We start from the raw sequence: 11,245 nt of genomic DNA on the forward strand, positions 1-11,245 counted from the left end.
AAATGGCTGCTATGGCTGCGTTTGTTTCGTATTGTTGGGGGCTGACCCTGTTAATTGGCTGCTATCTGGCCGGCGAGGTAGTGGTAACATCACTGGCCATTCCTTTGCCAGGTGCATTGGTTGGCTTATTATTCTTACTCAGCGGCCTGTTGTTACGCCGCAAACCGCCCCGGCATCTGGCCCGGGCCGCCCAGCCTCTGCTTAGCCATATGGCGGTATTGTTTGTGCCCGCGGTATGCGGGGTGGTGGCACTGTGGCCACAAATCCAGCCGTACTGGCCGAGTATCAGTATTGCTATTGTGCTCACCACTGCGCTAAGCCTGGCGCTGGCAGCGTGGCTGGCCAGCCGCATTTTGCGTACAGGAGCGTAAGATGGCGCAAGCATGGATTGATGCCATCCTTGCCAGCGGGCAAACATTTATCGGGGTGGTACAAGCAACATTCACCCTTACCGGCCTGCTCTGGCTGGGCACCACGTTACTGATCTACCATGCAGCGGTATGGCTGAACCGGCGTGCCGGCGGCCAGCCGCTATTGCACCCGTTGCTGGTGACCGCCACCACTATTTTATTGATTTTAAGTCAAGTTCAGGTGTCTGTGGCCGATTACCAACAGTATGCAGGCTTATTGCACTGGCTCTTAGGGCCGGCCACAGTGGCGCTGGCCTTGCCCATGTACGCTCAATGGCACAAGGTGCGCCAGCAAGGCTGGCGGCTGGTGGTTGCCATCGGGGTCGCCGGAGTGATCGCCCCGGCGCTGGCCTGGATTTGCGTGTTTTTAGCCGATGCGCCGCTGGCAATACAGATGACCATGCTGGCCAAATCCATTACCACACCTCTGGCGATGGAAAGCAGCCGCCTGATTGGTGGTATTCCGGCGCTGGCGGCGGTATTTGTGATCATCACTGGTATTGTGGGAGCGGTGGTCGCGCCCTGGTCTTTTCGTCTGACCCGGGTGAGCGATCCACAAGCCCAGGGTGTGGCGCTGGGCGCGGTGGCCCATGCGGTGGGCACCGCCAAAGCGGTGTCGATGGGCGAGCAAACAGCGGCCATGGCCAGTCTGGGCTTATGTGTGAACGGCATCATGACCGCGATTATTTTGCCCCTTGTATTTGGTTCGCTGGTATAAATTGGCCTTTTGGCTTATAGACAACACAGGCCTGAGCCTCAATTATGAACATAGTATTTTTATTGCCGGCCAGCAGGGCGGCAAACAACCGGGTGGCTAACACCAGGACGGACAACGGCACAATATGGTTTCAGTAGTAGTATGTGATGATTCGTTAGTGGCTCGTAAACAGGTGGCCAAAAGCCTGCCGCAAGACTGGCAGGTAGCGGTGCACTTTGCCAAACATGGCGGCGAAGCGCTGGAGTTACTGCGTGCCGGTAAGGGCAGTGTGCTGCTGTTGGATTTAAATATGCCGCAGGTGGATGGTTACGCCACCTTGCAGGCCATTCAGGATGAACAGCTGCCGGTGACAACGGTGGTCATCTCCGGCGATATTCAACCAGAAGCGCATCAGCGGGTGACCGCACTGGGGGCCTGCGATTTTATTCGCAAACCGGTCAATAACGATGTGCTGCGCGAAACACTGATCAAACACCGTATTCTAAGCATACCAGGCGAAGAGGGCAGGCCGGCTTCACGACTCGACCCCACCATCCGGGACTGCTATCAGGAGATCACCAACATTGCCATGGGCCGGGCAGGGGATCACCTGGCGCGCATCATGGGGGTTTTTGTGCATCTGCCGATTCCCAATGTGAACCTGATCGAAGTGTCTGAACTGCATATGATGCTGTCTGACATCGAAAGCCATGAAGAAGTCAGTGCCGTGTGCCAGGGCTTTATCGGCCCGGGGATCCGCGGCGAGGCGCTGTGTATTTTAAGTGACTCCAGCTTTGAGGATGTGGCACGCATTTTAAATGTGCAAGGCGAGGTGGACGACCGCGTACAGCTGGAAATGCTGATGGATGCCGCCAGCATTTTGATTGGCACCTGTTTATCCGGCCTGGCCGAACAACTGGATGTGCATTTTAGCCAGGGCCACCCCATCGTACTGGGCCAGCATCGCGCCATCACTGACATTGTGGCGGCCAATCAGCTTAAATGGCGTCGTACTCTGGCGATAGAACTGAGCTACGGCTTAGAAGGCTACAATGTGCGCTGCGATTTGATGCTGCTGTTCACCGAAGCTTCAATGACCACCATGAACCACAAACTGGCCCATTTACTGGAGGACATGGCATGAGTCAGGCACTAGATGAAATGCAAGCCTTTCACTGGATGATGGACATGCTGCAAAGCGTGGATGTGGGCATCGTAGTGCTGAATCGTCAGTTTGAAGTGAAGGTGTGGAATGGCTTTATGGAAAGTCACAGTGGTTTGCTGCCCAGTGAAGTGCGCGACAAAACCCTGTTCAGCCTGTTTCCGGATATCAGCCAGACCTGGTTCAGCCAAAAAGCCCGCCCGGTGTTCGAGCTAAAAACCCGCGCCTTTATGACCTGGGAACAGCGCCCGTACTTGTTCAAATTCCCTAACTACCGGCCCATTACCGGCGATGAGCCGTTTATGTATCAAAACATCACACTGGCCCCGCTGGTCTCGGCCAACGGGCAGGTCGAAAATATTAGTATGATGATATATGATGTCACCGATGTGGCCGCAGGCAAAAAGCAACTGGAAGCCTTGCAGGTTGCCCAGAGTGAAGCGGCAGAGCAGGATCCGGGCCGTTGGAATTAGTGCGGCCGGTTTGCCCGTCATGCACTGTTCTGGTGCATTTTTTACTCCAACCAAATGCTTAGATTTAACCTGAATATTCGCAGGTTGGGCTTATCCCATCTTTTTATTTGGGGTTTTGCTGTCCACAATAAAAATTATGATAATGCAGACACTTTTACAATTGGTCCGGGCCGGCGTTTTGTCGCTGGCATGCTGCCCGTTTGCCATGGCCGACGACTTCACCTGTGACATCGACTTTGGTTATGGGCTGGTGGTCAATGATGAGCAACTGCGTGTGATGGATAAATCCCGCACGGTGTTGCAAATCAATCAACAACAACAATTATTTATCGGCGGCCGGCTGGTGGCCTTAGATGATCAGCAAACGCGCTGGCTCCACGACTATGCTTCAGGATTGCATTATGTGGTGCCGCAGATGATTGTACTGGCCACCGAAGGGGTGGATCTGGCGGTGGATACCATCGACCATGTGTACCAGGGCCTGGTGGGCGCCGATCATGATAGTTATGAGCGTTTGCAATCGGCCATGGGCAAGGTCAAAACCCGGGTAAAAGAAAAATTTCGCCACGCCAGCGATCACTATTTTATCGGCCCCGGATCGCTGGAAAGTGTGGATGAATTTGTCGATACCGAGATCGAAGCACAGCTGGAAGGGGGCATTTCCACTTCTATTGGCGGTATTTTATCGGCTATCAGCGGCATCAATGCCAACAATACTGAAATCGATCCGGAACGCATGGCCCGCCTGACCAAACAACTTGAAGCAGTCGGTGAACAACTGGACAGTGAGATGGCGCCCAAGGCGCTGACCTTGCGCAACAAAGCACAATGGTTTTGTACCAAGCTGAAAAAGCTTAACGCCACTGAAGAACAGCTACGCCAGGCGGTTCCCGAATTTGCCCCTTATGATGTGATCACCCGCGATACTGGCAGCCAGCCAGATTAAACAAATGCTTGCAACAGGGTATTTAAGTAACGGCGACCTTTATCGGTGACCTGCCAGTGCTTAGCATCGCTTATCAGCAACCCCTGCTGTTCAGCCTTGACCAGGCTGGCAAGCTGTTCATCGGTTAGCGTGGTGCCGGTAAAATCAGTAAAATCCTGCTTGGGGCAGGGCTCCACCAGACGAAAGCGGTTCATAAAAAATTCAAAGGCCATCTCATCGGCCTCTACCGGATTGCGCTTATCCAGATATGGCCGTGCCATCTCCATATAGCCACGCGGATGCTTCACTTTAACCGTACGGGTCACCGTGCCGGCGTCAATATCAGTAATCTTCCCGTGGGCGCCACAGCCGATCCCCAGATAATCGCCAAAGCGCCAGTAATTGAGATTATGCTGGCATTCAAAGCCTGGGCGGGCGTAGCCGGAAATTTCATATTGCTGATAGCCGGCCTCGCGTAACAGGGCATGGCCCTGGGTTTGAATGTCCCACAAGATATCATCATCGGGCAATTGTGGCGGGCGCGAGGCAAACGCGGTGTTGGGCTCGATGGTCAGCTGATACCAGGACAAGTGCTTGGGCTGCTGGGCCACAGCCTGGGCCAAATCAGACAGCGCATTGTCGATACTCTGCTCGGGCAGGCCATGCATCAAATCCACATTGAAACTGTTGAGGCCAGCCTGATGCGCTTCACCAATGGCAGATAATGCCTGATCAGCACTGTGAATGCGGCCCAATACATTAAGATGCTGGGCCTGAAAGCTTTGAATACCAATGGAGATCCGATTGATGCCGGCTTGCACATAGCCGGCAAAACGGTCGGCTTCCACGGTGCCCGGGTTGGCTTCTAAGGTAATTTCGGCATCGGCGGCCAGATTGACCCGCTCACGGATCCCTGCCAGCAGACGGGCAATACCTTGCTCGCTGAACAGGCTGGGCGTGCCGCCGCCGATAAAAATGCTGCTTACCGGGCGATTGCCTACCAGCGCTGCATCAATGGCCAGATCGTCCAGCAGGTGCGCGATATATTCTGCTTCCGGCAGACTGCTTTTGAGACCATGTGAATTAAAGTCGCAGTACGGGCACTTTTGCACACACCAGGGGATGTGCACATACAAGCCCAGCGGCGGATTACGCAAAGGTTTGCCTCATTTGTTGCATTAAAATTTGCATGGCCTGGCCGCGATGACTGATGGTATTTTTCACCGGCGCCTCCAGCTCTGCCGCGGTGCACTCGTGAGAGGGCACATAAAACACCGGGTCATAGCCAAAGCCGCCGTGGCCGGCCACCTGCTGAGTGATTAAGCCATGCCAGTGACCCTGGCTAATCAATGGCACCGGATCATCGGCATGACGCATAAACACCAGAGTACACATAAAGTGAGCGCGACGGTCGGCTTCGTTATTTAAGCGCGACAACAGCAATTCGATATTATCGGTGTCGCTGGCCTGCTCGCCGGCAAAGCGCGCCGAGTAGATGCCCGGAGCACCGCCTAATGCGTTGACCACCAGCCCGGAATCATCGGCAATCGCCGGTAAGCCAGTTTGGCGGGCAGCATGGCGGGCCTTAATGATGGCATTTTCCACAAAGGTGGTACCGGTTTCCGGCACATCCTCTACCCCCAGCTCGTGCTGAGGTAATACCTGTACCTCCTGTTCAGCAAACAGTTTGGCAAATTCATTAAGTTTGCCGGCGTTACCGGAAGCCAGCACAATTTTGTCGGGAAAAGCCATGGGCAGTCTCGCTCTATCGTTTTGCTTTAGAAGATTTTTTGGCCGCTGATTTTTTTACTTTCTTTTTCTTCGGCGGCGCCTTGGGCGTTCTATGCTTGGGCCGCAGGCTGTCAATCACGCGGGCTTTTAACGGCTCACCGGTGTATCGGGCAATTTTACCCAGCACTTCCACATCGTGGGCTTCCACCAGAGAAATAGCAGTACCTTTAGCGCCGGCGCGGCCGGTACGGCCAATCCGATGCACATAGATATCGGCTTTGCGCGGCATATCAAAGTTGATCACATGCGACACATTAGGCACATCGATACCCCGAGCCGCCACATCGGTGGCCAGTAAAACCGGTACTTCATTGTTTTTAAAGCGGGCCAGCGCAGCATTGCGTTTATCCTGCGGCATTTCACCCTGCAGCCAGCACACCGGCACATCCTGACTGGCCAAAAAGTCTTTAAGTTCCTGCAGGCGGTCGCGGGTTTTGACAAATACCACCGTGCTTTGCGCATCATTTTTAAGAATGTGCAGCAGCAGTGCCTGTTTATGAGCCAGATCGTCAGCATAATGGAACCACTGGTGGATCTTGGCTTTTTCTTTACGTGATGGGTCGGCTTCCAGTACCGCTGGCTCATTGAGAATATTGGTAGCAAACTCGCGCACGCCTTTACCGGCCAGGGTGGCAGAAAACAGCATGTTTTGTTTACGCCAGCGCGCTTCGTTGGCAATCTGATTGACCACTGTGGCAAAGCCCATATCGAGCATGCGATCAGCTTCATCCAGGATCAAACATTCGATATCGCGGCAATCGGCGGTTTCTTTTTCGATATGCTCTAACAGCCGTCCCGGTGTGGCCACCAGAATATCCAGGTTCTGGCTCAGGGTGGCTTTATCGGTGCCATAGTTAATGCCGCCGGTGATCACACCACAGATAAGATCGGTGTGCGCGGTGATGGCTTTGGCCTGCTCGTATACCTGAATCGCCAACTCCCGGGTCGGGGTGAGGATCAGCACACGGGTGGTGCCGGGTTCTTTGCGCGGATGGTCGAGCAAAAACTGGCAAGCCGGCAACAAAAAGGCCGCTGTTTTACCGGTGCCGGTAGGGGCGCTGGCCAAAATATCCTGGCCTTCCAATGCGGCAGGGATAACCAAAGATTGTATAGAGGTAGGGCGGGTGAATGCCATATCTGCCACTGCGTGGCACAAGGCTTCATCCAGCTCAAGATCCTGAAAAGTCATAGCGAAAAATTATATAAGCTCGAATGGGCGTAAGTGTAACACGGCCGCCCCTCGGGCAATAACAGTTCGCCGGCTTATTTTGCGGCTTGTTGTGCGATCACCTGGTGGATTTGAGTCAGCCGCTCCGCTTTAAGTGCCTCGCGGATGGCCGGCCCTTTATGGCCGGCACGAATAATTTGCTGCACATCCACGCCCGCCGCGGCGTTTAGCGCTTGTCTGACCGTCTCTATACATCCACCTGGCTGGTTGAGCTCGGCAACCCGTAATAGCGCATCAAACCGCTGTGGCTTACGCCAGGCATCGGCCTGATCGAAGATCGCCAGTAGCTCGGCAGGCTCCGGGGATGAACTGAGTACTTGGGCAAAGCGAGCCGCCAATTCCGCCAGCTGGCTGACTTCATTGGCACAGCGCAGGCGCTGACATAACGCGCTCGCCTGCTCAGGGCTTAAGCCGGCGCATACCAGCGCCATGCGTTCGGCCACACTAGCACCAGCATCATGGGCAGGCGGCAATACGCGGGCCAGCCGCGGCAGTTCTTCGGTAAGCTCGGCAAACCAGTCATCCAAAGCATTGGCCTGGGCCAGGGTAGTAAAATATACCGGGCTATCCTGATCACTCAGCGCGCGATGGGTTTCCTGCCACACCCGCTCGGCAGTGAGCTCACTAAGCATGCCCTGCGCGGCCATATCCTGCATCAACGCTAACGTATCCGGGGCCACGGTAAAGCCAAGATAATGATAGCGGGCAGCAAAGCGCGCCACCCGAAACACCCGCAGGGGGTCTTCGCTAAAGGCCGGCGACACGTGGCGCAGCACGCGCTGCTGCAAATCTGCCTGACCCTGATAGGGGTCAATCAGTGTACCGTCCGCATCCTGGGCCATGGCATTGATGGTGAGATCCCGGCGCAGCAAGTCCTGTTCCAGCGAGATGTGTGGGCCGGCGTCACAGTCAAACCCGGTGTATCCAGTACCGGCTTTTTTTTCCACCCGGGCCAGGGCATATTCTTCTTTGCTGGTGGGGTGCAAAAATACCGGAAAATCTTTACCCACCTGGGTAAAGCCCTGGTCCAGTAAGTCCTCGGCGGTGGCCCCGGTGACCACCCAATCGCGCTCTGTAACCGGCCGCTGCAGCATTGCATCGCGCACTGCGCCGCCAACCAAATAGATGTGCATAGCTGTACATTTGTTATCAGTGAGGGGTGCCATTATGCCTTAATGCACGTAGAATTGCTGTTCAGGCGGTGAACATTTTGACATCCGCCGGCAGGCTGGTTAGTTTTACCAGCGAGTATTTTCTTTGCCACAAGAAGCAGCATGTATCTGAACTATTTCGGGCTTAACGATAACCCGTTTTCCATCGCGCCCAACCCCGACTACCTGTATATGAGCCCGCGCCACAAAGAAGCGCTGGCCCATCTGACCTTTGGCCTGCAGGAGAGCGGCGGCTTTGTGATGCTGACCGGCGAGGTGGGCACCGGCAAAACCACGGTGTCGCGCAAATTGTTGCAGCAGTTGCCGGATAATACCCAGGTGGCAATGATTTTAAATCCCACCTTATCGGCCATCGAATTGCTGGCCACGGTATGCGATGAGCTTGGGGTGAGTTACGACACCGACAAAGCCAGCCTGAAATACTTTACCGACCGCATTTTAGCGCAGCTGGCCACTAACCATCAGGCTGGGCTCAACACTGTGCTGCTGATTGATGAAGCCCAGCATTTAATGCCCGAAGTGCTTGAGCAATTGCGCCTGCTCACTAACTTAGAAACCAGCCGCGAAAAGCTGCTCAAAGTGGTATTGATTGGCCAGCCGGAGCTGCAACAGCTGCTCAAGCGCAATGAATTACGTCAGTTAGCCCAACGCATTACCGCCCGTTATCACTTACTGCCACTGACCAGCCCGGAAGTGAGCGCCTATATTTCCCACCGGGTACAGGTAGGGGGCGGCGATGTGAGTATCTTTGCTCCGGCTACCTTGCGCACGGTGCACCGTATCAGTGCCGGGATCCCGCGGGTCATTAATCTATTATGCGACCGTGCGTTGACGCTGGCTTTTACCGGCCAGCAGGCGCAGGTGAAACGGCATATTTTTGTGGCGGCTGCCGAGCAGATCCTGGGCGAAGATGTGGTCGCGCAGCGTTTGCGCGGACGCCAGAAAGCCTGGTTGCTGGGCGCGTTTATGGTCTCGGTACTGGCAGGATTTGTGGCCGGGAGGTTATATGTCTGAACGTATTGCCATTAGCGCGCTTACCCCGGGCATGGTGATTGTGCAGGTCACCCGCCAAAATGGCCCCGTGTCAATTCGCAAATCCGGACTGGTTACCAGCCAGGCAATGATCCAGGGATTGCAGGAAATGGGTGTGCAGGAGGTGGAGATTGACCCGGCCCAGACGGTGGAAGTCGACCCGCCGCGCCAGCACCGCACGCAGACTCAGCAACTGCTGCGCGGCGATCATGACAAAAGTGTGCAGATGAACCGGGCGGTATCTGACCAATTTAATCGCAGTCTGTTTTTACCCTCGGTACAAAGCTTGCCTTCGGTGTGGCAGCGCTATCGAAAAACACTGGCCAGTTATACCCTGGTGGTGATGGTGGGGCTGGGTGCCGGCTTTGCCGCAGGGTCAGGCAGTATCTGGTGGCCGTCGCTGTGGCAGGGGGCATCATCCTCTCTGGTCTCTGAACCAGCAGAACCAGATGCGGCCAATGCCGAATCAACACTGCCTGACTTGGCCTTACTGACCAAAAACACCCAGGCGGCGTTGGGCCAGGCTGCACTTAAACGGCCGGCCGCGCCGCTAGTCAGCGAGCCGTCACCTGCTCAGGCCCAAGGCCAGTCAGCGTCATCTCAAATAGCTGACACTAACGCTGACAATCGTCCGGCCCAGCAAGTTGTCCAGACCGAGCCTGACGCAGCCAGCTACGATGGTAAGGTGTTAAATGCGCCGTCCACACCGGCCAGCAATGATGTATCGCAGGAATTGCTGAACAAGTTTAATCAGGCCATTGCCGAGTTGGATGAAAAGCCGGCTGGGGATGCCAAGGCCAATGAGACCCGGGTGACCGTCAGCGATAGTTTGCAACGGGTGGACCAGTTACCGGTACGGCTGTTAACCCGCCTGCCCAGCATGAAATTCAGCGCGCATATGTATGCCTCAAACCCAGCTGATCGTTGGGTGCGGGTCAATGGCCTGCAAAAAGGCGAGGGCGACTGGATTGGCGAGGATGTGCAGATTGAAAGTATTGAAGCGCAGCGGGTGGTGCTGCGCTTTCAGGGCGAGGTCTTTACCATGGCAGCGTTAACCGACTGGTAAGCGCTAACCGGGCATCTGATGCAGAAAAATCTCGCGGAAAAACTTGGGTAGATTGAGATTAAATTCATCCGGGGTCACCGCAGCAACGATCTCATCCTGGCTGGTGGCCAGATTGACCCGCTTGATCTCACTGTAATGGGCGCTGTTGATACTGTAAAACGTCATCACCACGGGTTTTAACATATCATCCTGGTTTTGCTGCATCACCATGCCCAGCCGACCACTTTGCAGCTGCACCAGAGAGCCTACTGGATGTACCCCAAGACAGCGTACAAACTGCTTCACCAGTTCCTGGTCGAGCCCGTTATCACGGGTCAGCCGCTTAAATGCCACCGCCGGCGCCACTGCCTTATGATGGGGACGCTCTGAAATGAGCTCATCATAGGTATCGATGATGGCCGCCATGCGGGCAAAAATGCTGATATCCTCGCTCTGCAGGCCAGCCGGATAACCACTGCCATCTACCCGTTCCTGATGCTGACCAATGATAACCAGCGCGGTATCCGGGATATCGTCGTACTGTTCCACCCACTCCAGGCCTTGTGCCACATGCTGCTCGATGACCACGCGGTCAGTGTCATTCAGGTTGCCCTGGGCGGCGCGCAGCTCTTCAGGCAGCCCGGCCATGCCCACATCCATTAATAGCGTGCCCAGGCAGATATTATCTACCGTATCGCGGTCATAGCCCAGATGGCTGGCAAAAATGGCCATCAGCACACTGCAGTTAATCGCATGCTCCAAAAAATACTCATCGGCATTTTTAATCATGGTCAGGCAGGCCAGGGCGTGCTGATTATCAAATACACTGTCGATGATGCTCTGGCTTAACGAAGCGGCGGCTTCGGCGCTGGCCGGATCTTTGCGGTTAAACGATTTTAGCAGGTTGCTTTGCAGGCTCACGGCATGTTGATACAGACTGTCGGCTTGTTCCATCGCTTGGGGCGTCACTGGCTTGGGGGCCGGCTTGGCCACCGGGGGGCTCACTGGCTCAGGCTGGGTTTGTACTGAGGCGGGCTTGGCCAGCTTACTGCGGGCATAGTCCACCTCAACCGTAATGATGCCGCGCTCGCGTAACTGCGCGATAACCGCCTGTGATTTTACCAGCCCGCCGGAGCGAACTTTGAATTTACCAGTCTGTTCAATGACCTGGCTGACAAACATTCCCGGTTGTAGCGCGTCGATGGAAATGTGTTTAAGCATGCGTACTCCCTTGCGTCCCACTGCTGGTAGACTTCAGCCACATCTGCCGGGCATGAGCTACGGGTAAAAAAAACGGTGCCACAGGCACC

12 protein-coding genes are annotated in these 11,245 nt (G+C 55.2%); 7 read left to right on the top strand and 5 right to left on the bottom strand.

All coding sequences use genetic code 11. The features are described from left to right. Positions 1-11 precede the first annotated feature (11 nt). The 5 genes from ACTUJZ_RS07005 to ACTUJZ_RS07025 all read left to right on the top strand — a co-directional run bounded on the left by ACTUJZ_RS07005 (position 12) and on the right by ACTUJZ_RS07025 (position 3,688). A complete protein-coding gene (locus ACTUJZ_RS07005; RefSeq protein ID WP_463635581.1) occupies positions 12-371 on the top strand; it encodes a CidA/LrgA family protein in 360 nt (119 codons plus the stop codon). Position 372: 1 nt separating this feature from the next. Continuing rightward, positions 373-1,128: an LrgB family protein gene (locus tag ACTUJZ_RS07010; RefSeq protein ID WP_463635582.1), complete on the top strand. Its 756-nt coding sequence runs from the start codon at positions 373-375 to the stop codon at positions 1,126-1,128. Between the two features lie 124 nt (positions 1,129-1,252). Then, a complete protein-coding gene (locus tag ACTUJZ_RS07015) occupies positions 1,253-2,251 on the top strand; it encodes a response regulator (protein WP_463635583.1) in 999 nt (332 codons plus the stop codon). Further along, complete coding sequence (locus ACTUJZ_RS07020) at positions 2,248-2,742, top strand: PAS domain-containing protein (RefSeq protein WP_463635584.1); 495 nt, start codon at positions 2,248-2,250, stop codon at positions 2,740-2,742. The genes ACTUJZ_RS07015 and ACTUJZ_RS07020 overlap by 4 nt, the downstream gene beginning before the upstream one ends. 142 nt (positions 2,743-2,884) lie before the next feature. Next, positions 2,885-3,688 (top strand): DUF2884 family protein, encoded by an 804-nt coding sequence (locus tag ACTUJZ_RS07025; protein WP_463635585.1) that lies wholly within the window; start codon positions 2,885-2,887, stop codon positions 3,686-3,688. On the opposite strand, the gene hemW is transcribed toward ACTUJZ_RS07025, so the two are convergent. The 4 genes from hemW to ACTUJZ_RS07045 form a co-directional block, all read right to left on the bottom strand. After that, entirely contained in the window at positions 3,685-4,824 is a 1,140-nt protein-coding gene (gene hemW, locus ACTUJZ_RS07030; protein WP_463635586.1) for a radical SAM family heme chaperone HemW, read from the bottom strand. The two genes, ACTUJZ_RS07025 and hemW, sit on opposite strands and share 4 nt — an antisense overlap. Beyond that, positions 4,817-5,419, bottom strand: coding sequence for an RdgB/HAM1 family non-canonical purine NTP pyrophosphatase (rdgB, locus tag ACTUJZ_RS07035; RefSeq protein ID WP_463635587.1), 603 nt, complete (start codon positions 5,417-5,419; stop codon positions 4,817-4,819). The genes hemW and rdgB overlap by 8 nt, the downstream gene beginning before the upstream one ends. A 13-nt stretch (positions 5,420-5,432) precedes the next feature. Continuing rightward, positions 5,433-6,647, bottom strand: a complete 1,215-nt coding sequence (gene srmB, locus ACTUJZ_RS07040) for an ATP-dependent RNA helicase SrmB (RefSeq protein ID WP_463635588.1) — start codon at positions 6,645-6,647, stop codon at positions 5,433-5,435. 74 nt (positions 6,648-6,721) lie between these two features. Beyond that, complete coding sequence (locus ACTUJZ_RS07045; protein ID WP_463635589.1) at positions 6,722-7,819, bottom strand: CCA tRNA nucleotidyltransferase; 1,098 nt, start codon at positions 7,817-7,819, stop codon at positions 6,722-6,724. A 141-nt stretch (positions 7,820-7,960) separates the two neighbouring features. Between ACTUJZ_RS07045 and ACTUJZ_RS07050 the strand changes: the two genes are divergently transcribed. Both ACTUJZ_RS07050 and ACTUJZ_RS07055 read left to right on the top strand, forming a co-directional pair. After that, the gene (locus ACTUJZ_RS07050) at positions 7,961-8,872 is read left to right on the top strand and encodes an ExeA family protein (protein WP_463635590.1); all 912 of its coding nucleotides are present in this window, start codon (positions 7,961-7,963) and stop codon (positions 8,870-8,872) included. Next, positions 8,865-9,956 carry a general secretion pathway protein GspB gene (locus ACTUJZ_RS07055; protein WP_463635591.1) on the top strand — a complete coding sequence of 364 codons (1,092 nt, stop codon included), beginning with the start codon at positions 8,865-8,867 and terminating at the stop codon, positions 9,954-9,956. The genes ACTUJZ_RS07050 and ACTUJZ_RS07055 overlap by 8 nt, the downstream gene beginning before the upstream one ends. Before the next feature lie 3 nt (positions 9,957-9,959). On the opposite strand, the gene ACTUJZ_RS07060 is transcribed toward ACTUJZ_RS07055, so the two are convergent. Continuing rightward, positions 9,960-11,156, bottom strand: coding sequence for an HD-GYP domain-containing protein (locus tag ACTUJZ_RS07060; protein ID WP_463635592.1), 1,197 nt, complete (start codon positions 11,154-11,156; stop codon positions 9,960-9,962). Positions 11,157-11,245: the final 89 nt, after the last annotated feature.

It is taken from the genome of Alteromonas sp. WD8-37 (assembly GCF_055326825.1).

Bases quoted from the DNA above. Each gene is read 5' to 3' on its own strand.
- ACTUJZ_RS07005 (WP_463635581.1), top strand. From the start codon at position 12: ATGGCTGCGTTTGTTTCGTATTGTTGGGGGCTGACCCTGTTAATTGGC.
- ACTUJZ_RS07010 (WP_463635582.1), top strand. From the start codon at position 373: ATGGCGCAAGCATGGATTGATGCCATCCTTGCCAGCGGGCAAACATTT.
- ACTUJZ_RS07015 (WP_463635583.1), top strand. From the start codon at position 1,253: ATGGTTTCAGTAGTAGTATGTGATGATTCGTTAGTGGCTCGTAAACAG.
- ACTUJZ_RS07020 (WP_463635584.1), top strand. From the start codon at position 2,248: ATGAGTCAGGCACTAGATGAAATGCAAGCCTTTCACTGGATGATGGAC.
- ACTUJZ_RS07025 (WP_463635585.1), top strand. From the start codon at position 2,885: ATGCAGACACTTTTACAATTGGTCCGGGCCGGCGTTTTGTCGCTGGCA.
- rdgB (WP_463635587.1), bottom strand. From the start codon at position 5,419: ATGGCTTTTCCCGACAAAATTGTGCTGGCTTCCGGTAACGCCGGCAAA.
- srmB (WP_463635588.1), bottom strand. From the start codon at position 6,647: ATGACTTTTCAGGATCTTGAGCTGGATGAAGCCTTGTGCCACGCAGTG.
- ACTUJZ_RS07045 (WP_463635589.1), bottom strand. From the start codon at position 7,819: ATGCACATCTATTTGGTTGGCGGCGCAGTGCGCGATGCAATGCTGCAG.
- ACTUJZ_RS07050 (WP_463635590.1), top strand. From the start codon at position 7,961: ATGTATCTGAACTATTTCGGGCTTAACGATAACCCGTTTTCCATCGCG.
- ACTUJZ_RS07055 (WP_463635591.1), top strand. From the start codon at position 8,865: ATGTCTGAACGTATTGCCATTAGCGCGCTTACCCCGGGCATGGTGATT.
- ACTUJZ_RS07060 (WP_463635592.1), bottom strand. From the start codon at position 11,156: ATGCTTAAACACATTTCCATCGACGCGCTACAACCGGGAATGTTTGTC.